Source organism: Gemmiger formicilis (genome assembly GCF_016900095.1).
Taxonomy (GTDB): Bacteria; Bacillota; Clostridia; order Oscillospirales; family Ruminococcaceae; genus Gemmiger; species Gemmiger formicilis_A.
In genome coordinates this window covers 147,582-170,142 of the sequence record NZ_JACJJP010000001.1, presented here as the reverse complement: position 1 = coordinate 170,142, position 22,561 = coordinate 147,582, and the positions used below count along the sequence as shown (strand labels likewise).

Genomic DNA, 22,561 nt, shown 5'->3' with positions numbered 1-22,561 from the left:
AAGAGGTGTTTTGTATGCTTGCTGCCGTGCTTGTGCTTGGCTGCGCGGTTGTGGCGCTGGTTGTGCTGGTCCTGCGCTTGCTGCATCAGTTTTCCGCCTGGGCCAGCTGGCTGGAGAACACCCCGCCGGATTCCAACACAAGCCTGCCGGTGTCGGTGCGGCTGGGCCCGGTGGTGCGTGCGGCCCGGGCCATCAACGGTCGGCTGGACCGGACCCGGCAGCAGACCCTGGAGGCGAAAAAGGCCGGACAGGAGCTGCAAAATACCATGGCGGCCCTCAGCCACGATATCCGCACACCTTTGGCAGCCGCCTGCGGGCATCTGGAATTGCTGCGCACCGAAACCGATCCGGGAATCCGGGCCCGGCGGCTGGATACGGTGGAGCAGCGCCTGCAGGACCTGGAAGGATTGCTGGACGAAATGTTTCTGTATACCCGCCTGCAAGCGGGGGAAACTATGCCCATGGACCTGCACCCGGTGGCGTTGTGGCCGGCGGTGTGTGAATCCCTGGCTGCCCTGGTCCCCCAGCTGGAATCCGCTGGGCTGGAGCCACAGCTGGATTTCCCTGATCAGGCAGCCACGGTTCTGGCCGATACCGAAGCACTGGACCGTGTGCTGCGCAATCTCGTCACCAACGGCATCCACCATGCCGCCGGCAGATTTTCCATAGCCCAGACGCCGGAAGGCCTTGTCTTTTCCAACCCGGTGGCCGACCCGGCGGCCATCGACCCGGAACATCTCTTCGACCGGTTCTGGCGGGCAGATACCGCCCGACGCAGCGGTCACGGCGGGGCGGGGCTGGGCCTGTCCATTGTCCGGCAGCTGACCGAGGCCATGGGCGGACGGGTGAACGCAGCGCTGGAAGGCGATGTGCTGCGCATCTGTCTCTGGCTGCCGCCCGCCAAAATGTAACCGTACAGCCCGTGCCGGAGTCCGGTGCGGGCTGTTTTCGCATGGGGACAGACACTTGAACATTTCGACGTAAAATGTCACTTTGCACGCTTTTTCCCTATATTTATACAAAAATTGATTGACAGCCCCCGGGAACACGGTATAATGAAACTTGTGTTTTGCATCTATTGAACACAGAACAAGCGTTGTATGTGCCACTGTAGCCGCGGTCCGAACCCAACCGAACCGACGGTGTAACAAACCTTTTGCGGGGTGGTATCATGGGCGCTGACCGGCAGGTATCCGCATGGAGCCGGAGCCGCCGGCACAGATTCCGCAAAGGGGGATGCAGTATAAAATGAATGATTCGCTGATCGTATCGCTCAAGAACATTGTTGTTGACTTTGACGGGGAAAAGGTTTTGAACGGCCTTTCGCTGGACATTCACGACAAAGAGTTCGTCACCTTTCTGGGCCCTTCGGGCTGCGGCAAGACGACCACTCTGCGCGTGATTGCCGGTTTTATCACCCCGCAGTCCGGCAATGTTCTTTTTGATGGCAAGGACATCACCGGCCTGCCGCCCTACAAGCGTCAGGTCAACACGGTGTTCCAGAAGTATGCACTGTTCCCGCATCTCAATGTGTTTGAGAATGTGGCCTTCGGTCTGCGTCTGAAAAAGATGCCCGAAGAACAGCTGCGGCCGAAGGTGCTGGAAATGCTGGAGATCGTGGGCCTGAAAGGCTTCGAGCGCCGCAGCATCCACCAGCTGTCCGGCGGCCAGCAGCAGCGCGTGGCCATTGCCCGCAGCCTGGTCAACCAGCCCCGGGTTCTGCTTTTGGACGAGCCTCTGGGTGCATTGGACCTGAAACTGCGCAAGGAGATGCAGCTGGAACTCAAGCGTCTGCAGCGGGAGATGAACATCACCTTCGTGTATGTTACCCACGACCAGGAAGAAGCCCTGACCATGTCCGACACGGTGGTGGTCATGAACAAGGGCAACATCCAGCAGATCGGCAGCCCCCAGGATATCTACAACGAACCCCAGAACGCCTTTATCGCCAACTTCATCGGCGATTCCAATATTGTGGAAGGCATCATGCTCAAGGACTTCCTGGTCAGCTTCTGCGGCCATGATTTCTCCTGCGTGGACCGCGGCTTCGGCGTCAACGAGCCGGTGCAGGTGGTGGTCCGCCCCGAGGACGTGGCCATTGTGCCCCCGTCCACCGGTATGCTCACCGGCCTGGTGAAGGAAGTCATCTTCAAGGGCGTGCATTTTGAGATGCATGTGGATGTGGAAGGCAAGGAATGGCTGATTCATTCCACCCAGGCCAGCCAGCCCGGCGAGATCATCGGCATGAACATCGGCCCGGACGAGATTCACATCATGTCGCGGGAAGGGGTGTGACGCCGCATGCTTCGTTCCAAAGCTTCCCGTTGGGCAGCGGCACCTTATCTGTTGTGGATGTCCATCTTCATCGTGGTGCCCCTGTTCATTGTTATCTGGTATGCGCTGACCGATTCCGCAGGCACCTTCACCCTGCAGAACCTTTCCGAAATCGGCCGGTATTCCTCGGTGTTCGCCCGCAGCCTGCTGCTGGCGGCCGAAGCCACCATCATCTGCCTGGTGCTGGCCTTCCCGGTGGGGTATTTTCTGTCCCGCCTGCGGGCCAACAAGCAGCACATCATGCTCATGCTGATCATGCTGCCCATGTGGATGAACTTTTTGCTGCGCACCTACGCCTGGATGACCCTGCTGGAGAAAAACGGTCTGATCAACAAGCTGCTGGGCCTGGTGGGCCTGGGCCCGCTGAACATGATCAACACTTCCGGTGCGGTGGTGCTGGGCATGGTGTACAACTACCTGCCCTATATGATTCTGCCGCTGTACACCGCCATGACCAAGATTGATGATTCCATCATCGAGGCGGCCCAGGACCTGGGGTGCAACACCTTCCAGACCCTGCTGCGGGTGCTGATTCCCTTGTCCAAGCCGGGCATTGCCACCGGCATCACCATGGTGTTTGTGCCGGCGGTGTCCACCTTTATCATCAGCCGCATGCTGGGCGGCGGTTCCAACCTGCTCATCGGCGACCTGATCGAACTGCAGTTCCTGGGCAACTCCTACAACCTGAACCTGGGTTCTGCCATGAGCCTGGCCCTGATGGTCATTGTGCTTTTGTGCATGAGCTTCACATCCAGCTTTGACGAAGAGGAAATGGAGGGGGTCATGTAATGAAAACACAACACAAACGCCTGCTCCAGCGCGCCTACATCGTGATGATCTTCGGGTTCATGTACCTGCCCATTGCGGTGCTCATCGCCTACAGCTTCAATGAAAACAAGAGCCGTACCGTCTTTTCCGGCTTTACCCTGGACTGGTACCGCAGCCTGTTCCACAACGAGATGATCCTGTCCGCTCTGGGGTTGTCGGTTGTGCTGGCTTTGGTGTCTTCGGTGCTGGCCACCGTGCTGGGCACCCTGGCCACCATCGGCATCAATTCCATGTCCCGCCGCACCCAGCTGATTGTCAACAACATCAGCTATGTGCCGGTGGTCAACCCCGAAATCATCACCGGTGTTTCCCTCATGCTGCTCTTTGTGCTGCTTCAGCAGGCAGGCATCGGGGGAGAGGGCGGCATCTTCGGCTGGGCAACCCTGCTCATCGCCCACATCACCTTCAACGTGCCCTACGTGATCTTCAACGTGGGTCCCAAACTGCGCCAGCTGGACCCCAGCCTGTACAATGCGGCGCTGGACCTGGGCTGTACGCCGCGGCAGGCTTTCTTCAAGGTCATTCTGCCCCAGCTTACCCCGGCCATCCTGTCGGCGTTCCTGATCTGCCTGACCTACTCCATTGATGATTTCATGATCTCCTACTTCAACTGCGGCACCATGCAGACCTTGCCCATCGCCATCTACAGCATGACCCGCAAGAAGGTCAGCCCCGAGATCAACGCTCTGTCGGCCATCATCTTCCTGGTCATTCTGGCCATCATCCTGATTTCCAACCATATGGATTCCCGCGCCTACCGCCGCAACCAGGCGGCCATCCGCAAGGGCGCGGCCGAAGTGTGAAGGGGAGGGGCAAGATGAAGCTGAAACGTTTTTGCGCTTTGGGCGCTGCCCTGATGCTGCTGCTGCCCGCCGTTGCCACCCCCGCCTTTGCCGCGGAAGAAATCGTGATCAACGAGGACATCTCGGTTTCCGGGGATTACGACTGGACCCGCTTTGCCGACGACAACATCACCCTGAATGTCTACAACTGGGGCCTGTATATCTCCGACGGCTCGGACGACAGCGTGGACGTGGTCTCCGCCTTTGAGGAACTCACCGGCATCAAGGTCAACTACACCACCTTTGATTCCAACGAGAGCCTGTATGCCAAGATGAAGTCCGGCGGCGCCAGCTATGATGTGATTTTTCCCTCCGACTACATGGTGGGCAAACTCATCGCCGAAGGAATGCTGGCTCCCCTGGACTACGACAACATTCCCAACATTGCCGCCATCGGGGACGAATACCTGGGCTGGGATTTTGACCCGGACAACGCCTACAGCGTGCCCTACATGTGGGGTACCACCGGCCTGATCTACAACACCACCATGGTGGACGAGGCCCCCACCAGCTGGTCCGCTTTGTGGGACGTGCAGTATGCCGGCAACGTGCTCATGTTCAACAACTCCCGGGATGCCTACGCCATTGCGGCCAAGCGGGCGGGTCTGTCCCTGAACCCTTCCTCGGTGGAGGAGGTGAATCAGGTCATGAAAGACCTGCAGGACCAGAAATCCATCGTGCAGGCCTATGTCATGGACGAGATCTTCGATAAGATGGAGGGCGGCGAGGCCGCCATGGCCCCGTATTATGCGGGCGACGCCCTGACCATGATCGAGGACAACCCCGACCTGGCCTTTGTCCACCCGGAAGAGGGCGTGAACTTCTTTGTGGACAGCATGTGCATTCCGGCCACCAGCAAGAACAAGGAAGCCGCCGAAATGTTCATCAACTATATGTGTGAAACGTCGGTGGGCTACGCCAACTGCGACTACATTGGCTATTCCACCCCCATCACGGCGGTGTGGGAGATGCTGGACGATGACCTGAAGTACAGCCCCATCGCCTATCCCGGGGAGGACGTTATGTCCAAGGCGGAGGTGTTCGTCACCCTGCCGGATGAGATCAACGCCGAGATGGACAGCCAGTGGAGCCAGATGAAGAGCTACGACGAGAGCGGCGGCAGCTGGATGGTGGTCATCTTCCTGCTGGGCGCGGTGGCCCTGTCCGGCTTCAATATCTGGCGCAAACTGTGCAAGAAGATGCGGGACAATTACTGATTGCAAAATGCCCTTTCCGGCCCACGGAAAGGGTGTTTTTGTTGGGCAAAGCGGGTATTTTGTCCCGGAAATGCTGGCGCGGCAGCCTGCACCGTGCTATAATAAACAAATCGAATCAGAAAAGGAGATGCCGCCCATGTCTTTGGACATGACAGAATATACCGAATCCTTCCAGGTGTACCGCCACGACGGTGACTGTTTTGGTTATGTGCAGCCGGCGTCGGTGCTGCGCTATGCCCAGCAGATCGCCGGGGAACACGCCATCGCCCTGGGCCTGACCGACGAAGTCTACGCCAAGACCCACACCGCCTACGTGCTTGCCAAACAGGCGCTGCACTTTGACCGTGTTCCCCATGTGGATGAGCACCTGACCCTGATCACCAAGCCGGAAGCTATGAAGCGGGCGGTGAACAAGCGCATCACTGTGGTGCAGGACGCCGAAGGCAAACCGGTGGCGCTGGTGGACAGCCGCTGGGTGGTGATCGACACCGACCGCCGCATGATTCTGCGCAAGCATCCGGAAGAATTCACCACCGCCCACTGGGCCGTGGAGGTGCCGGAAGAACTGCCCATGAAGATGCACAAGGCTTCGCTGGAAGACTGCGAGATTGTGGGCAGACACGTGGCCGCCTACAGCCAGTGTGATATGAACGGGCATATGAACAACGCCCGGTATGTGGATGTGATCTGTGACGCACTGCCCATGGAGACATTGGAATCCAACTTTGTGCAGGATCTGATCATCTATTACCATAAGGAAGTGCGCCGTGGCGGGGCTTTCACGCTGTACCGTCATCAGATGGAAAACGGTAAATGGTATTTTGCCGGAATTCTGCCGGATGGCAAATCCAGTTTTGAAGCCACCATGACCCTGGCCCCCCGCGGCTGAAACGAACAAACAAGGGGAGAACACCCGAAAAGGTAACAAAAGAATGAAAATAGTTACAAAACCTTAACAAATAGGCATTGACAATTGGTTGCAAAAGGGTTACAATTTACTTGCAAGCAAAGCTAAAACAAACTTTTTCATGTGTTCTTCTCCTCCTTTCTTTTGGACCCCCGCCTTTCCCTCAGGCGGGGGTTTCCTTTTTGTCTGCCGCGGAATTTTTCCGCGGCAAATTTTTTTTGCACACAGGGGGATAAAGCTATTGCATTGTACTATATTATATGATATATAATATATAAAGACATATAAGAAGGGAGAATACCATGACCTTTGTATCCAGTGCGGCCTTGTTGGACGCCGTTGTGCTGGCCGTGGTTTCCCAGCAGGAGGACGGTTCCTACGGATACCGCATCACCCAGCAGATCAAAGAGGTGCTGGACGTGTCGGAATCTTCTTTGTATCCGGTGCTGCGCCGCCTGCAAAAGGACCAGTGCCTGACCGTACACGACGAAACCGCCAACGGCCGCAACCGACGCTATTATCGCATCACTGACCTGGGGCGTGTTCGCCTGCAGGGCTATCAGGGCGAATGGCGAACCTACACACAAAAAATCGACACATTGTTTTGGGGGGAAACACCATGACCAAGTATGAATATCTTGCCAAGTTGGAGCAGCTTCTGGCCGCCATGCCGCCGCAGGAGCGCCGGGATGCGCTGGACTATTATTCCGAATACTTTGATGCAGCCGGGCCCGATCATGAGGCCGAGACCGCCGAGAAACTGGGTGACCCCGAAACGGTGGCCCGCAAAATTCTGGAAGGGGCGGGCCTGAACGGGGCAGGAGAGGCGGACCAAACCGTCCAGGCGCCGCAACCCGCCTCCGGCAATCCCTACAAAGAAAACCCCGCCGCCGAACCCATCACCCGCACAGGTCTGCACGGCCCGGGACTGCTGGTTCTCTTTATTGTGATTCTGCTGTTGGTGGCGCTGGCCCTGGTGATGTCCGCCGCTGCCACCGGATTCCGCGGCTTTGGCCGTGACAGCGCCACGTCGGTGGTTGCGCAAACACCGATCATGGCCGAAAAGTCCTCTTCCACAGCTGCTCAGTTACCGGATGCAGCTACCCCGGCACCGGCCGATTCGGCGGCGCCGGCGGCCACTTCTGCGGATTCGGCGGCCAACACCCAGGCCGCGTCCGACTGGGAGACCACCTATTCCATGAACCTCACCGAGGTGGATCTGGAGCTGTCTCAGGTCAACCTGACGGTTATGGTGGATGAGTCTGTCAGCGCCGTCATCCTGCGGGGCAGCGGTGTGGGCAACGACGCACTGGTGGTGGACCAGAAAGAGCTGGACCGGGATGCCAAGCTGGATGCCCGGCTTTCCGCCAACGGAGCCGCCAATGCCAGCCTGACCCTGGTGCTGCCTGTCGACAACCAGCCCCGTCGTATGGAATTCAAGCTTACCGGCGGCAGTGCGGTCTTGCCGGACCTGACTCTGGACGAACTGGAAGTGGATTCTATGGGCGCCCAGGTTACGGTGGGCAACATCACCGCCCGCAAGGTGGATCTGACGGAAGAAGCAGACGGCGCTGTGTCGGCAGCCACCCTCACGGCCGACGAGATCTCTCTGGATGCGGCCCGCGGTGCGGTTTCGTCCACGCAGGTTGTCGTCAGCCGCCAGCTGGATGTGGAAGCGGAGAGCGGCCGTGTGTCCGCCACCCTGCAGGGCCAGGCTGCTGACTACCGCCTGGAAGCCGAGAACAAGGGCGGTACCCTGACCGTGAACGGGGAGCAGATCAACGGGGAAGTCCATCGTCAGGGGAACACGAACGTTTCCATCGAAGCGGAATGCCGTTCCGGCAGCATTGAATTGGGCTTTGCCGGCTGACAAAAATACAAGAACAAAAAGGGAGCCCCGCTCCGGTCATCGACCGGAGCGGGGCTCCTCTTTGTCAGAATGGGGAAGATCAGTTGTTGGGGCTGTTCTTCAGGATGACGTCGTGGCTGCCGCCTTCCACAATGGAAGTGGAGGAAACCACGGTCAGACGGGCCTTCTGCTGCAGCTCGTGGATGTTCAGGGCGCCGCAGTTGCACATGGTGGAGCGCACCTTGTACAGGGTGGTCTGCACGCCGTCGGCCAGGGGACCGGCGTAGGGAACGTAGCTGTCCACGCCTTCCTCAAAGTTCAGCTTCTGGGCGCCGCCCAGATCGTAGCGCTGCCAGTTGCGGGCGCGGTTGGAACCTTCGCCCCAGTACTCCTTGACGTAGTTGCCGTTGATGCGCAGGCGGTTCGTCGGGCTTTCATCAAAGCGGGCGAAGTAACGGCCCAGCATGACGAAGTCAGCGCCCATGGCCAGAGCCAGGGTGATGTGGTAGTCGTGGACAATGCCGCCGTCAGAGCAGATGGGAATGTAGATGCCGGTCTGCTCATAGTATTCGTCGCGGGCCTTGGCAACCTCGATGACAGCGGTAGCCTGACCGCGGCCGATGCCCTTGGTCTCACGGGTGATGCAGATGGAACCGCCGCCGATGCCGATCTTGACGAAGTCAGCGCCCGCCTTGGCCAGGAACAGGAAGCCGTCGCGGTCCACCACGTTGCCGGCGCCCACCTTGACGCTGTCGCCGTAGTGCTCACGGATCCAGGTGATGGTGCGGGACTGCCATTCGCTGAAGCCCTCGGACGAGTCGATGCACAGCACGTCCACACCGGCGTCGATCAGAGCGGGAACACGTTCGGCGTAGTCGCGGGTGTTGATACCGGCGCCCACCACATAGCTCTTGTTCTTGTCCAGCAGCTCGTTGACGTTTTCCTTGTGGCTGTCGTAATCCTTGCGGAAAACCATGTACTGCAGATGGCCTTCCTCGTCGATCAGGGGCAGGGAATTGATCTTGTTGTCCCAGATGATGTCGTTGCAGTCATGCAGGCTGGTGGTGGCGGGGGCGGTGACCAGCTTTTCCAGCGGGGTCATGAATTCGGTGACCTTCAGGTCGGTGGACATGCGGGACAGGCGATAGTCGCGGGAAGCTACAATGCCCAGCAGCTTGCCGTGGGGGGTGCCGTCCGCGGTGATGGCCACGGTGGAATGGCCGGTGCGGACCTTCAGGTCCAGCACATCGGCCAGGGTGGCCTCGGGAGGCAGGTTGGAATCGCTGGTCACAAAGCCCTTCTTGTAGGCCTTTACGCGGCGGACCATGTCGGCCTCTTCCTTAATGGTCTGAGAACCGTAGATGAAGGAAACGCCGCCCTGCTTGGCCAGCGCGATGGCCAGCTTTTCGCCGGAGACAGACTGCATGATGGCGGACACCATCGGGATGTTCATTTCCAGCGGGCACTCTTCCTGACCCTTGCGGTATTTGACCAGCGGGGTACGCAGACTTACCGCGTCGGGCACACATTCAGAAGAGGAATACCCCGGCACCAGCAGATATTCACCAAATGTGCGGGACGGTTCAGAAAAATAGTACGCCATAAACACTCTCCTTACAGTTCACAAAACCAATATACTTTCTGTCCGGAATTCGCACCGACAGGCGCGGCACCGGGCGGTTCTATGCTTATTTTTGATTGTACCATATCCGTGGACAAAATACAAAATTTTGCCACAAAAATCTTTTTGGGTGCCCCGGTAAAAAACTTGTGAAATTTGCCGGGGAAACAACGGGCAAGGTATGACTTTTTCCTTTGGTGACATAGTTACGGAAGAATTGCAAAAAAGCGGGTATAGTAGTACCATACTCAAAGGGGAAACCCAAAACCAAACAACAAACGGAGGTTATCGACCATGTCTGTTCTTCATATTACGACCGCTACTTTTGAAAACGAAGTGCTTCACAGCGACAAGCCCGTTCTGCTGGACTTCTGGGCCAGCTGGTGCGGTCCCTGCCGTATGGTGGGCCCCATCCTGGATGAGATTGCTGCCGAGTGCAGCGACATCAAGGTCTGCAAGATCAATGTGGACGAACAGCCGGCCCTGGCCACGCAGTTCGGCGTTATGAGCATTCCCACCCTGGTGGTCATCAAGAACGGCCAGGAAGTGAACCGCTCGGTGGGCGCCCTGCCCAAGGCCCGCATCCTCGCCCTGCTGTAACAGAGCCCGCAAAAGCACGTTCCGCTTCGGCGGGGCGTGCTTTCTGCGTTTTCAGTCGTCCCCGCGAAGGGCCCGCAGTTTGTCAGGGGCGGTCAGTTCCACCGTCCCACGGGACAGCTTGACCATCCCTTCGCTCTGGAAATACCGTAGCATCCGGGTCACCACCTCCCGGGCGGTGCCCAGGTGGTTGGCAATCTTTTCGTGGGTGAGCTTGAGCACGGTGGTACCGTCCAGCTCACTTTCCTCCAGCAGAAACCCGGCCAGCCGCCGGTCAAAGCTGCGGAACATCACCTGTTCCATCAGCCACATCACGTCCGAAAGCCGGGTGCTCATGACCTCGTTGGTGTAGTTGGCCACGGCGGCCGACTCCTTCATCACCGATTTATACACGTCCGGGGGGACGATGTACATTTCGCTGTCCTTCTCCGCTTCGATGGTCACATCGAACTGGATGCTGGGCATCATGCAGGAAGCCGCCAACAGGCAGGCATCCCGCTCAAACAGGCGGTACAGGGTGATCTCCCGCCCTTCTTCCGAAAGATAATACGCCCGCAGCTGTCCGCTGCGCACCAGCAGATACCCCAGGCAATCCGCCGATCCGTCATGCACGATGGTGCCCTGGGGCACCTTGCGCAGCACGGCGGAATTCCGCAGCGTCTGCTGCTGGGCGGGCGTCAGCTGGTCCCATACGGGAAACAAGGTTTCAAACGGCAAGGCCGTCACCTCCTTATACCGCCAGTATAGCCAAAAACCATCGCCCCGTCAAATCCCACCCGACCGCAGAAAGGAACTCTTCTCATGCAGTATCTGATCTCCTTCCTGGAAGGTATCATCACCTTCGTTTCGCCCTGCCTTTTGCCCATGCTGCCCATCTACGTGTCCTACTTCGCCGGGGGTCAGCGCAGCATGCGCAAGACTCTTACCGGCGCTTTGGGTTTTGTCCTCGGTTTCACCCTGGTCTTTGTGGCCATGGGTGCTCTGGCCGGCACGGTGGGCGGCTTCCTCAAATCCCACCAGACCGTGGTCAACCTGGTTTCCGGCGTGGTGGTTATCCTCTTCGGCCTCAACTTTCTGGGGGTGCTGCGGGTGCAGCTGTTCCGCGGCGGCATGGCCGGCGGCACCGCCGTGCGCACGCCGGGGTTCTTCTCCTCGTTGCTGTTCGGGCTGATCTTCTCCCTGGGCTGGACCCCCTGCGTGGGTGCCTTCCTGGGCTCGGCCCTCTTGCTGGCTTCCCAACAGGGGAGCGTCTGGACCGGTGTCTGGATGCTGCTGGCCTATTCCCTGGGCCTGGGCGTGCCCTTTGTGGCCAGCGCCCTGCTTATCGATGAACTCAAGTCCGCCTTTGACTGGATCAAACGCCACTATACCGTGATCAACCGCATCAGCGGCGGCTTCCTTGTGCTGGTGGGCGTGCTGATGGCCACCGGACTTCTGGGCCGTTGGCTGACCTTGCTGAGCTGAAAGGAGAAAGATGATGAACAAAAAGATTGTATTGCTGGCGGGTGTGGCGGCCTTTGCGCTTCTGATCACCGGTGCTTCGATGTTGTATAAAGACCTAAGTGCAGGTCGCACGCCCGACGATTTGCAGGTCAGCCAGGCCACCCCGGCACCGGAAACCACCCCGGCAGCCGGCGAGGAACAGGCGGCCGATGGGGGCGGGGAAGAAACATCTGCCCAGGCGGCTCCGGATTTCACCGTCTATGACGCCGACGGCAATGCTGTGAAGCTTTCTGACTTTACAGGCAAGGCGGTGGTGGTCAACTTCTGGGCCAGCTGGTGCGGTCCCTGCCAGAGCGAAATGGCGGATTTCCAGCAGGCGTATGAGGAGCTGGGAGAAGATGTGCAGTTCCTGATGGTCAACATGACCGACGGGGCCCGGGAAACCTTGAGCGATGCCCAGGAATTTGTGGCCGAGAAAGGCTATACATTCCCGGTGTATTTTGACACAGACCAGGATGCCGCCCTGACCTATTCGGTCTACTCGCTGCCCTCCACCTATTTCATCGACCCGGAGGGCAATGCCGTGGCCCGGGCGGTGGGAGCCATTGACCGGGACACCCTGCAGACCGGGATTGACATGATCTTCCCCCAGGGGACTGACGAATAACATAAAGATGCCCGGAAGCCCGGCGGCGTCCTGCCGTCCGGTTTCCGGGCATTTGTCTGCAGACGGCAGAAAAGGCCCAGGGGAAGGGGATGTACAGAACCGGAAATGCTGTGTATTTTTATGCAAAATATACGGCGGCAAGCGGGACGGAAGGTTGACATTCGGCTACCTTTTTGGTATACTGGGACCAATCAATTTTCCGCAAAGACGCGCCGAGGGTCGACGGGCCCGAGGCTTTTTTCAAGGGCAAACAGTGTCCACATGGGTGTGGGCTTGTTTGCTTTTTGTCTTTTTTGGGGAAAATCAGGCACAAAACCCTGTGCGCCGGTTATTACGGCCCTTCGGGACCGAGAGAAGGAAAGTGAGTGAGTCCAAATGAACACGACGAAAAAGCTGATCAGCCTGGCGCTTTCCGGTGCCATGTGTGTATCGCTGGCGGCCTGCGGCGCCGGCAGTGAAAGCACCACCGCCGAGGGGGCGACCGTTTACCGGACGCTGTACTCCAGCGAAGTGACCACACTGAACTACCTGACCACCAGCCTGACCAATGAATACGCCATCGGCGCCAACGTGGTGGACTGCCTGGTGGAGTACGACTCCTACGGCAACATCATCCCGTCCCTGGCCGAAAGCTGGGAGAGCAACGACGACATGACCGAGTGGACCTTCCACATCCGCCAGGGCGTCAAGTGGGTGGACAAGGACGGCAACGAGGTGGCCGATGTGACCGCCAATGACTGGGTATCCACCGCACAGTATGTCAACGATGCCCGCAATGCCGCCGACAACCAGTATATGTACTCCACCGGCGCTGTGGTGAAAAACGCCCAGGCCTACTACGATTACACCGCCTATCTGCTGACCCTGGAAACCCTGGGCCTGGCCACCGGCGAGAACGCCGTGGATGATGCCGGCGATCCCATCGAGGTTGTGGACCCGGTGGATGCCGACAGCATCGGCGTCAAGGCCGTGGATGACTACACCTTGGTGTATACCCTGGACCAGCCCTGCCCCTTCTTCCTCAGCGTGCTGTCCTACACCTCCTACATGCCGGTGTACGGCCCCTTCCTGGAGGAGTGCGGCGACCAGTTTGGCCTGGACAACGAAAACCTGCTGTACAACGGCGCCTACATCCTGTCCAGCTACCTGCCCCAGCAGGAGCGCGTGCTGACCAAGAACCAGTCTTACTGGGATAAGGACAACGTCTTCATCGACGAGATCCGCCAGACCTACAACGCCGAAGCCACCAACGTCAGCGTTTCCATGTATCAGTCGGATGAGGTCGATTACGCGGCCGTGCCTTCCGACCTGCTGGACGCCATGCTGGCGGATGAAAGCACCGCCAACCTGGTTCACGGTTCCCGTCCGGACGTCTCCTTCAGCTATTTCTACAGCTTCAACTTCGACCCGCAGTTCGACGAACAGTATGAACCGGAAAACTGGAAGCTGGCCGTCAACAACGAAAACTTCCGCAAAGCCATCATGGCGGCTCTGGACCGCGTCAAGGCCCTGACCGTCAGCGAGCCCTACAATCCCTCCGACCTGCTGAACAACACCATCACCCCGGCCAACTTCGCCGTGGGCGGCGGCAAGGATTATACCCAGTATGACGCGCTGCTGTCCTATACCCAGGGAGACAGCTTCGATGAGGCCAAGGCCATCGAATACCGGGATGCCGCCAAGGCAGAGCTGACCGCCGAGGGGGCCACCTTCCCCGTCAAGGTGCTCATGCCCTACAACCCCAGCACCACCAACTGGGACAAGGAATGCCAGGTCGTGGAACAGCAGATCGAAGGCCTGCTGGGCTCCGACTTCATCGACATCATTGTGCAGGCCGGTCCCGAAACCGGTTTCCTGTCTGCGGTGCGCCGCGGCGGCGACTACGCCCTGATGAAGTGCAACTGGGGCGCCGACTACGCCGACCCGCAGACCTGGACCGAGCCTTTCGTGGCCGACAACAGCTACGGCTTCTGGGATCTGAGCGAAGACCCCGAGACCCAGGCTCTGTTTGCAGAGTACAGCGCCAAGGTGGACGAGGCGAAAGCCATCTACGATGACGATGCCGCCCGCTACACCGCCTTTGCCGAGGCCGAGGCCATGATCATCGAACATGCCATTGCCATTCCCTTCAGCGTTTCCGCCGGTGATGGGTACATCATCAGTGACCTGAACCCCATGGAAGGGGAGTACGCGCCTTATGGCGTGGCCCTGCAGCGCTACAAGTACCAGCATCTGTCTGATACTTCCGTGAGCATGGAAGAATTCGAGACCGCTTACAAAGAGTGGGAAGAAGCCCGTGCCCAGGCCATTGCCTCCACGGAAGAATAAACCATAGTTTCAAAACCGCCATATCCGCCGCGCCGGCACGTTTTGTGCCGGCGCGGCGTGTGCGGTTTTGCGGCGGGGCCCGTGTCCAGCCACGGACCCCGCCGCAAGGCCGTAAAAAGCCGGGTTATAAGGATATCAAAAAGGGAAAGGGGAAGGACCCATTGGCCAAGTACATGCTCAAACGTGTGCTGCACGCGCTGGTGACCTTGTGTATTGTCATTGTCATCGTGTTTGTGCTGCTGCGTCAGATGCCGATTGAGGGCTACTTCAACAATTTTGACAAACTCAGCGACGCGCAGATCAAAGCCGGTCTGCAGCAGCTGGGCTTGACCCAACCGCTGCCCAAGCAGGTGCTGAACTACTTTGTCCAGATCCTGCACGGGGACCTGGGGGTCTCCAACAAATACCGGGAAGGCTATTCCATCGCCAAGATCATTGCCCAGAAAGCCCCCATCTCCATCGAGATCGGCCTGATCAGCTTTGTGGTATCGCTGGTGATCGGTATGCCGCTGGGCATCCTCATGGCCCGGTCCACCCGCACCCGTCTGAAGGTGTGGGATAAGCTGGGCACCGTGCTCATCGTCATTGTGCAGGCCGTCCCTTCCGCCGTGTACCACCTGCTGATCCAATTGTACGGCAGCGAACTGCTGGGCGTTTCCATGCTGTTCAACATGCGCAGTCTGGAAACCTGGATTCTGCCCATCTTCTCCCTTTCCATCGGCAACATTGCCTACTACGCCATGTGGCTGCGCCGCTACATGGTGGACGAGGCCAACAAGGACTATATCCGCCTGGCCCGGGCCAAGGGCGTGCCGGCGGCCCGGATCAGCCGCAACCATGTGTTCCGCAACGCGGTGGTGCCGCTGGTGCAGTACATACCCAACTCCATCCTGTTCACCCTCATGGGGTCTTTGTATGTGGAAAGCCTGTACTCCATCCCGGGCATGGGTGGTCTGCTGGTGCAGGTCATCAAACTGCAGGACAACACCATGGTCCAGGCGCTGGTTCTGATTTACGCCGCCGTGTCGGTATTGGGTCTGCTCTTCGGTGATATTCTTATGGCCCTGGTTGACCCGCGGATCAGTTTCACCGGAAAGGAGGGAGCACGCTGATGACATTCCGCAGAATGAAAGCCGAGCAGCTGGAAACGGCGCTGAACAAGGACCTGCAAAAGCAGGCCGATCCCACCGTCGCCTACGCAGACCTGCCGGAAGATGAGCTGTTTACCCTCGCCGATTTCGATCATTCCCGCGCCGAGCGCGGCGGCTACTCCAATTACTCCTACTGGGGAGCCACCCTGCGCGCCTTCTTCAAGAACAAGGTGGCGGTGTTCTTCCTCTGCGTCATTGCGGTGGTGCTTCTGTTTACCTTCATCCAGCCGCTGCTGCCCAACCAGCACGACCCCAAGACCATCAACAACGACCCCGCCACCGGCGTGCAGATCATCAACCGCGCCCCGGACTCGGAATTCTGGTTCGGCACCAACTCCATCGGGCAGGACCTGTGGGCCCGTACCTGGGCCGGTACCCGCACGTCTCTGGGCATTGGTCTGGCCGTGGCCTGTTTCGAAGCGCTCTTCGGCACCCTCATCGGTGTGTTGTGGGGCTATGTGCGCAAACTGGATACCTTCTTTACGGAACTCTACAACATCTTTGACAACATACCCCAGACCCTGGTGCTGATTCTGGTCTCCTACATCATGAACCCCGGCGTGGGCACCATCATCTTTGCGCTGTGCCTCACCGGCTGGCTGGACATGGCCCGGTTCATCCGCAACCAGATCGTCATCATCCGTGACCGGGATTACAACCTGGCCTCCCGCTGCCTGGGCACCACCACCGGCCGCATCGTCACCAAAAACCTGCTGCCTTACCTGGTGTCGGTCATTGCCTTGCGCATGTCCCTGGCCATTCCCTCGGCCATCGGCAACGAGGTCTTTGTCACCTACATCGGTATCGGCCTGCCCACCGACATCCCCTCCCTGGGCAACCTGGTCCAGGCCGGCCGCCTGCTGATGAGCCAGGCCAGTTTGCGGTATCAGCTGCTGTTCCCCACGGCGGTGCTGGCCATCATCACCATCAGCCTGTATGTGGTGGGCAACGCCTTTGCCGACGCCGCCGACCCCAAAAACCATGTGTAAGGAGGAGACGCTCATGCAGAAAAATGATTCGGCCCTCCTCTCCATTCAGGACCTGAATTTCAAATTCACCCTGCGGGGACAGGTGCTGCACGCCATCCGGGGCATCTCGCTGGATGTGTACAAGGGCGAAAGCCTGGCCATCGTGGGCGAGTCCGGTTCCGGCAAGAGCGTTCTGGTCAAGACCCTCATGGGCCTGAACGACCAGAACGGGTATATTGAGAGCGGTCATATCCTGTATAACGGCCAGGATCTGGCAACCTTTACCGACGACAAACAGTGGCAGACCATCCGCGGCCGGGAGATCGCCATGGTGCTGCAGGACCCCATGACCAGCCTGAATCCGCTGAAGACCATCGGCTGGCAGATCAAGGAAGCTCTGGAACTGCACCAGAATCTGCGTGGCGCCGCTGCGGACGCCGCCGTGAATGAGCTGCTGGCCGAGGTGGGCATCCCCGACCCCCAGCGCCGGGCCAAGCAGTATCCCCATGAATTTTCCGGTGGTATGCGCCAGCGGGTGGTCATTGCCATCGCCATGGCCTGCCGCCCCAAAATCCTCATCTGTGACGAGCCTACTACGGCTCTGGACGTGACCATCCAGGCCCAGATTCTGGGACTGATCAAGCAGATGCAGAAGAAATACGACCTGACCACCATCTACATCACCCACGACCTGGGCGTGGTGGCCAACGTGGCCGACCGTATCGCCGTCATGTACGCCGGCGACATCGTGGAGGTGGGCAGCTGCGCCGAGGTCTTCTATGATCCCCGTCACCCCTATACCTGGGCGCTTCTTTCCAGCCTGCCCCAGCTGGGAGTGAAGGGCGAACCCCTCTATTCCATCGAGGGCACTCCGCCCAACCTCTTCCACGAGGTGCATGGCGATGCCTTTGCCCCTCGCAATCCCCGGGCGCTCAAGATCGACTTCGTCAAGCGCCCGCCCATGTTTGCGGTCAGCCCCACCCACTCGGCCCGCACCTGGCTGTTGGACCCCCGGGCACCCAAGGTGGACCCGCCGGAGCACATCCGGGTCCTGCGGGAAAAGGGCCGCGCATTGAAACTGACCGGGGAGGGGACCGCCAATGGCTGATACACGGAAAAAACTGCTGGAACTGGACCACGTGCGGGTGCAGTTCGGCAAAAAGCGCCGCCCTTTTGTGGCGGTAAAGGATGTTTCCTTTGATATTTATCAGGGCGAAACCTTCGGCCTGGTGGGGGAATCCGGTTCCGGCAAAACCACCATCGGCCGGGCTATCATCCGGGCCAATCCGGTGGCGGCGGGGGAAATCCGCTTTGACGGGCACCGGATTTCCGGCAAACTGACGCCCCAGGAGGACCGCCAGGTCACCCGGGATATCCAGATGATCTTCCAGGACCCCATGAGCTCGCTGAACGAGCGCGCCAAGGTGGGCTATATCGTGGCTGAAGGTCTGTACGCTCCCGGCCATCACCTCACCGAGGACCAGCGCCGGGAAAAGGTGGCCAAAGCTCTTTCGGATGTGGGACTGCTGCCGGAGTTTGCCTCCCGCTTTCCTCACGAATTCTCCGGCGGTCAGCGCCAGCGCATCGGCATTGCCCGGGCGCTGATCATGGAACCCCGGTTCATTGTGGCCGACGAGCCCATCTCCGCTCTGGACGTGTCCATCCGTGCCCAGGTGCTGAACCTGCTGTCCGCTTTGCAGAAGGAGCGGGGGCTGACCTATCTGTTCATCGCCCACGATCTTTCGGTGGTGCGGTTTATCTGCGATCGCATCGCCGTCATCCACAAGGGGGATATTGTGGAGCTGGCCGAGAGCGAACAGCTCTTTGCCCATCCGCTGCACCCGTACACCCGGGCCCTGTTGTCGGCCATTCCCCAGCCGGACCCTATTGCGGAGCGCAGCAAGAAACTGTTGGTATATGACCCGGCTTGTCATGACTATACCCAGGACAAGCCGGTTTGGTGTGAGATTGAACCCGGCCATTTCGTGCTGGGCAACCAAAAGGAACTGGACGGCTACCGGGAAACCCTGGCCAAGGCCGACTGAAGCTCGCAGACAAGGAGTGTGCCATGCAAGCCATTATCAATCGTTCTATCTGCCCTCTGTATGAGGAGGCGGACACCTGCGCCGCCACCCCCCAGGAAGCCTGTGTCACCGACGAAGCCCTGCTGGGCATGCCGGTGGAGATCACCGGGGATGCGGACGCCCTGGGCCGCCTGCCCGTCAAAACCTTTTACGGTTATACCGGCCGGGTGGAGGCGGAAGCCCTGGTACAGGGGGATGCCGCCCGGGCGTTTATGGAACTGCCCCAGAAGATTGTGCTGCACAAGAACTTTGTGGATGTGCTGTCCCAACCCAAGGTCCAGGGTGCCTATGTGATGACCGGCGTGCCCCGGGGCGGCCGGCTGGCCGTCTGCGGGAAACCCGAGGACGGCTGGCAGAAGGTCCAGCTGCCCGACAGCCGCCAGGGATATGTCTGCGCCAGCGCTCTGGACACCCTGTGGCAGACGCCCTGTGCCCAGACCCATCGGGAACTGCGCAAGGCCCTGACCGCTGCTGCCCGCTTGTATGCGGGCACCCAGTACCGCTGGGGCGGCAAGACGCCCATGGGCATTGATTGCTCGGGCCTTTGCAGCATGGCGTATCTGCTGTGCGGCATCGTCATCTGGCGGGACGCCCAGATCAAGGAAGGATATCCCATCCACGAGATTCCCCTTTCCGAAATCCGGGCAGGGGACCTGCTCTATTTCCCGGGACATGTGGCCATGTATCTGGGCGGCGGTGAGTACATCCACTCCACCGGTCGGGCAGGGGACAACGGGGTGACCATCAACAGCCTGTATCCCGAAGCCCCCAACTACCGGGCCGATCTGCCCGGACAGATCACCGCTGTGGGCAGCTATTTCTGAAATCACGACTTTTCCTGACCTGCAAACATAGAAAAACGCACTCCCGCGCAGCACATCGCTGTACGGGGGTGCGTTTTGTTTTGTCAGAAGGGGTTTACAGCAAAATTACTGCTGCTTCTGCTGCTCGGCACGCTTCTTGGCAATGGCAGCCACGGCGTCCTTGCGGGACAGGTTGATGCGGCCCTGCTGGTCGATGTCGGTGACCATGACGTAGATGGGATCACCCACGGCCACAACGTCCTCCACGTGTTCCACGCGGTGGTCGTCCAGCTTGGAGATGTGGACCAGACCTTCCTTGCCCGGGGCGATCTCAACGAAAGCGCCGAAATTCATCAGACGGGTCACGCGGCCCTTGTAGATAGCGCCCACTTCGGGATCTTCCACAATGGTCTTGATGGTGGAGATGGCGCGCTTGGCGTCGTCCAGATCCACGGCGGAGATGAAGACGTGGCCGTCCTCCTCAATGTCGATCTTGCAGTTGAAGTTGGCGCACATTTCCTGAATGACCTTGCCGCCCTTGCCGATGACGTCCTTGATCTTGTCCACGGGAATCTGCATGCTGAACATCTTGGGAGCGTACTTGGACAGCTCCTTGCGGGGTTCGGCAATGCAGGGCTTGATGATCTCGTCCAGAATATACAGACGGCCCTTGCGGCACTTCTCCAGAGCCTCTTCCACGATTTCGTAGGTCAGACCGTCGATCTTGATGTCCATCTGGATGGCGGTGATGCCGCGGCGGGTGCCGCCCACCTTGAAGTCCATGTCGCCGTGGAAGTCTTCCACGCCCTGAATGTCCAGCATGGTCATCCAGCGGTCGCCCTCGGTGATCAGGCCGCAGGAGATGCCGGCCACAGGGGCCTTGATGGGCACGCCGGCGTCCATCAGGGCCAGGGTGGAACCGCAGATGGAAGCCTGGGAGGTGGAACCGTTGGAGGACATAATCTCGGACACGCAGCGGATGGTGTAAGGGAACTCCTCCATAGAGGGCAGAACGGGGATCAGAGCGCGTTCCGCCAGAGCGCCGTGGCCGATCTCGCGGCGGCCGGGGCTGCGGGGAGCGCGGGCCTCACCGGTGGAGTACGGCGGCATGTTGTAGTGATGGATGTAGCGCTTGGTGGGGGTGTCACCCAGGTCGTCCATGGTCTGGGCGTCGCGGGTGGAACCCAGGGTGCAGATGGTCAGGCTCTGGGTCTGGCCGCGGGTGAACAGGCCGGAACCATGCACACGGGGCAGAATGCCCACTTCGGCGGCCAGGGGACGGATCTCGTTGATGCCGCGGCCGTCCACGCGCTTGCCTTCGTCCAGCAGCCAGCGACGCACCACGTACTTCTGCATCTTGTAGCTGATCAGGTCCAGGGTGGAGGTGTCCAGATCGGGATGCTCCTCGGCAATCTTGTCCATGATGGGCAGCAGGGCGGCGTCGCGGACGTTCTTGTCGTCGGTGTCCATGGCGGCCTTGAACTCGTCCAGATGGGCGGCGCTGATCTCCTTCAGCAGGTCGTAGTCCAGCTCCACGGGGGTGAACTCGATCTTCGGCTTGCCGATTTCAGCCACAATGCTGTTGATGAAGGTCAGCATCTTCTTGATTTCGGCATGGCCGGTCTTGATGGCTTCCATCATGGTGGCTTCGTCCACCTCGTTGGCGCCGGCTTCGATCATGACGATCTTGTCCATGCTGGCGGCCAGGGTCAGGGACAGGTCGCTGACCTCACGCTGGGCCTTGGTGGGGTTGAGCACGATCTGGCCGTCCACCAGACCCACGGCTACGCCGGCGATGGGGCCCTTCCAGGGAATGTCGGACATGGCGATGGCCAGGGAAGCACCGTTCATGCCGGCAATCTCGGCGGAGTTGTCGGGATCCAGGCTCATGACGGTCATGGTCACGCAGACGTCGTTGCGCATCTCCTTGGGGAACAGGGGACGGATGGGGCGGTCCACCACGCGGCTGGACAGGATGGCGTGCTCGCCGGGACGGCCCTCACGGCGCATGAAGCTGCCGGGGATGCGGCCGGCGGCGTACAGCTTCTCCTCAAACTCCACGCTCAGGGGGAAAAAGTCGATGCCGTCACGGGGCTTTTCGCTCATGGTGACATTGCACAGCACGCAGGTTTCGCCGTAGCGGATCATGGCGCTGCCGTTGGCCAGGCCGCACAGCTTGCCGGTTTCGACCACGAACGGGCGTCCCGCAAAAGTGGTCTCAAACTTGCGGTAGTTGGGGAAGGTCTCTTTGCGGGAAGAAAATTCCAATGCCATAGTGTTTTCTCCTTCATGGATATATTTCCAAGGCGCCTGTGCTTTGAGCAATAAATCCAGTGTCGCGCCGGTGGGGCGCGGCGTTCGATTTACTGCACAAACCACGGTGTGCCCAAGTCCTGGGGAAACGAAAAGGGAAGGAACCAGAGAATAAAAAAAGGCAAGGCGCATCGAAATGCGCCCTGCCCGTTTTGCCAAGAATTACTTGCGCAGGCCCAGTTCAGCGATCAGGGCGCGGTAACGGTTGATGTCCTTCTTCTGCAGATAGGCCAGCAGGTTACGGCGGCGGCCGACCATCTTGAACAGACCACGACGGCTGTGATTGTCGTTCTTGTTGGTCTTCAGGTGCTCAGTCAGGTGGTTGATGCGCGCGGTCAGCAGCGCGACCTGAACTTCCGGAGAACCGGTGTCACCCTCGTGGATGGCGGCTTTGGCGATGATGGGCTGCTTTTCAATGGCAGACTTCTGGCTCATGGGAAAATACCTCTCTTTCAATAATTGGCCGTCGGCACAGCAGCGGGCAACAAGGCGTCCCCGAATACGGGGCATACACCCGGAACCGAACCGCGGTAACGTTAGTAATTATACCATACGGTGCCAACCTTGGCAAGCGCTTTTTGGGCTGCTCCACGGCAAAAGAAAAAATCT

Annotated in this window: 20 protein-coding genes and 1 pseudogene; 17 read left to right on the top strand and 4 right to left on the bottom strand. The window is 59.4% G+C overall.

What is annotated here, in order from left to right:
- Positions 1-14: 14 nt before the first annotated feature.
- From H6B15_RS00805 to H6B15_RS00770, 8 genes are all read left to right on the top strand, one after another.
- Positions 15-911: a sensor histidine kinase gene (locus H6B15_RS00805; protein WP_204645078.1), complete on the top strand. Its 897-nt coding sequence runs from the start codon at positions 15-17 to the stop codon at positions 909-911.
- A gap of 337 nt (positions 912-1,248) precedes the next feature.
- Positions 1,249-2,295, top strand: coding sequence for a spermidine/putrescine ABC transporter ATP-binding protein (potA, locus tag H6B15_RS00800; RefSeq protein WP_204645076.1), 1,047 nt, complete (start codon positions 1,249-1,251; stop codon positions 2,293-2,295).
- Between the two features lie 6 nt (positions 2,296-2,301).
- Positions 2,302-3,123 (top strand): ABC transporter permease, encoded by an 822-nt coding sequence (locus H6B15_RS00795; RefSeq protein ID WP_204645074.1) that lies wholly within the window; start codon positions 2,302-2,304, stop codon positions 3,121-3,123.
- Positions 3,123-3,965 carry an ABC transporter permease gene (locus tag H6B15_RS00790; RefSeq protein ID WP_204645072.1) on the top strand — a complete coding sequence of 281 codons (843 nt, stop codon included), beginning with the start codon at positions 3,123-3,125 and terminating at the stop codon, positions 3,963-3,965. Before H6B15_RS00795 ends, H6B15_RS00790 begins: the two co-directional genes overlap by 1 nt.
- A 14-nt stretch (positions 3,966-3,979) precedes the next feature.
- Complete coding sequence (locus H6B15_RS00785; protein ID WP_204645071.1) at positions 3,980-5,221, top strand: ABC transporter substrate-binding protein; 1,242 nt, start codon at positions 3,980-3,982, stop codon at positions 5,219-5,221.
- A 148-nt stretch (positions 5,222-5,369) separates the two neighbouring features.
- Complete coding sequence (locus tag H6B15_RS00780) at positions 5,370-6,110, top strand: acyl-[acyl-carrier-protein] thioesterase (RefSeq protein ID WP_204645070.1); 741 nt, start codon at positions 5,370-5,372, stop codon at positions 6,108-6,110.
- A gap of 320 nt (positions 6,111-6,430) precedes the next feature.
- Complete coding sequence (locus tag H6B15_RS00775) at positions 6,431-6,751, top strand: PadR family transcriptional regulator (protein WP_204645069.1); 321 nt, start codon at positions 6,431-6,433, stop codon at positions 6,749-6,751.
- Positions 6,748-7,998 carry an HAAS signaling domain-containing protein gene (locus H6B15_RS00770; protein ID WP_204645068.1) on the top strand — a complete coding sequence of 417 codons (1,251 nt, stop codon included), beginning with the start codon at positions 6,748-6,750 and terminating at the stop codon, positions 7,996-7,998. Before H6B15_RS00775 ends, H6B15_RS00770 begins: the two co-directional genes overlap by 4 nt.
- Before the next feature lie 79 nt (positions 7,999-8,077).
- Here H6B15_RS00770 and H6B15_RS00765 read toward each other — a convergent pair whose 3' ends face one another.
- Positions 8,078-9,580, bottom strand: coding sequence for an IMP dehydrogenase (locus H6B15_RS00765; protein ID WP_204645067.1), 1,503 nt, complete (start codon positions 9,578-9,580; stop codon positions 8,078-8,080).
- A 300-nt stretch (positions 9,581-9,880) separates the two neighbouring features.
- On the opposite strand from H6B15_RS00765, the pseudogene trxA reads away from it, so the two are divergent.
- Positions 9,881-10,198, top strand: a pseudogene (trxA, locus tag H6B15_RS00760) (thioredoxin); the annotation flags it as partial.
- 51 nt (positions 10,199-10,249) lie between these two features.
- Here trxA and H6B15_RS00755 read toward each other — a convergent pair.
- Positions 10,250-10,912, bottom strand: coding sequence for a Crp/Fnr family transcriptional regulator (locus H6B15_RS00755; protein ID WP_204645065.1), 663 nt, complete (start codon positions 10,910-10,912; stop codon positions 10,250-10,252).
- 84 nt (positions 10,913-10,996) lie between these two features.
- Here H6B15_RS00755 and H6B15_RS00750 point away from each other — a divergent pair, with 84 nt between their 5' ends.
- The 8 genes from H6B15_RS00750 (at position 10,997) to H6B15_RS00715 (ending at position 19,660) form a co-directional block, all read left to right on the top strand.
- The gene (locus H6B15_RS00750; protein ID WP_204645063.1) at positions 10,997-11,659 is read left to right on the top strand and encodes a cytochrome c biogenesis CcdA family protein; all 663 of its coding nucleotides are present in this window, start codon (positions 10,997-10,999) and stop codon (positions 11,657-11,659) included.
- A 13-nt stretch (positions 11,660-11,672) separates the two neighbouring features.
- Positions 11,673-12,305, top strand: a complete 633-nt coding sequence (locus H6B15_RS00745; protein WP_243424208.1) for a TlpA family protein disulfide reductase — start codon at positions 11,673-11,675, stop codon at positions 12,303-12,305.
- Positions 12,306-12,680: 375 nt separating this feature from the next.
- Positions 12,681-14,633 carry a peptide ABC transporter substrate-binding protein gene (locus tag H6B15_RS00740; RefSeq protein ID WP_204645059.1) on the top strand — a complete coding sequence of 651 codons (1,953 nt, stop codon included), beginning with the start codon at positions 12,681-12,683 and terminating at the stop codon, positions 14,631-14,633.
- A 173-nt stretch (positions 14,634-14,806) separates the two neighbouring features.
- Positions 14,807-15,745 carry an ABC transporter permease gene (locus H6B15_RS00735; protein ID WP_345941901.1) on the top strand — a complete coding sequence of 313 codons (939 nt, stop codon included), beginning with the start codon at positions 14,807-14,809 and terminating at the stop codon, positions 15,743-15,745.
- A complete protein-coding gene (locus tag H6B15_RS00730) occupies positions 15,745-16,773 on the top strand; it encodes an ABC transporter permease (protein ID WP_204645056.1) in 1,029 nt (342 codons plus the stop codon). Before H6B15_RS00735 ends, H6B15_RS00730 begins: the two co-directional genes overlap by 1 nt.
- 13 nt (positions 16,774-16,786) lie before the next feature.
- Complete coding sequence (locus H6B15_RS00725) at positions 16,787-17,860, top strand: ABC transporter ATP-binding protein (protein ID WP_204645055.1); 1,074 nt, start codon at positions 16,787-16,789, stop codon at positions 17,858-17,860.
- The gene (locus H6B15_RS00720; protein WP_204645054.1) at positions 17,853-18,797 is read left to right on the top strand and encodes an ATP-binding cassette domain-containing protein; all 945 of its coding nucleotides are present in this window, start codon (positions 17,853-17,855) and stop codon (positions 18,795-18,797) included. Before H6B15_RS00725 ends, H6B15_RS00720 begins: the two co-directional genes overlap by 8 nt.
- 23 nt (positions 18,798-18,820) lie before the next feature.
- On the top strand, positions 18,821-19,660 hold the full coding sequence (locus tag H6B15_RS00715) for an SH3 domain-containing C40 family peptidase (protein ID WP_204645049.1): 840 nt from the start codon (positions 18,821-18,823) through the stop codon (positions 19,658-19,660).
- A gap of 105 nt (positions 19,661-19,765) precedes the next feature.
- Here H6B15_RS00715 and H6B15_RS00710 read toward each other — a convergent pair whose 3' ends face one another.
- Positions 19,766-21,913, bottom strand: coding sequence for a polyribonucleotide nucleotidyltransferase (locus H6B15_RS00710; RefSeq protein ID WP_204645048.1), 2,148 nt, complete (start codon positions 21,911-21,913; stop codon positions 19,766-19,768).
- 201 nt (positions 21,914-22,114) lie between these two features.
- On the bottom strand, positions 22,115-22,387 hold the full coding sequence (gene rpsO, locus H6B15_RS00705; protein WP_113998887.1) for a 30S ribosomal protein S15: 273 nt from the start codon (positions 22,385-22,387) through the stop codon (positions 22,115-22,117).
- Positions 22,388-22,561: the final 174 nt, after the last annotated feature.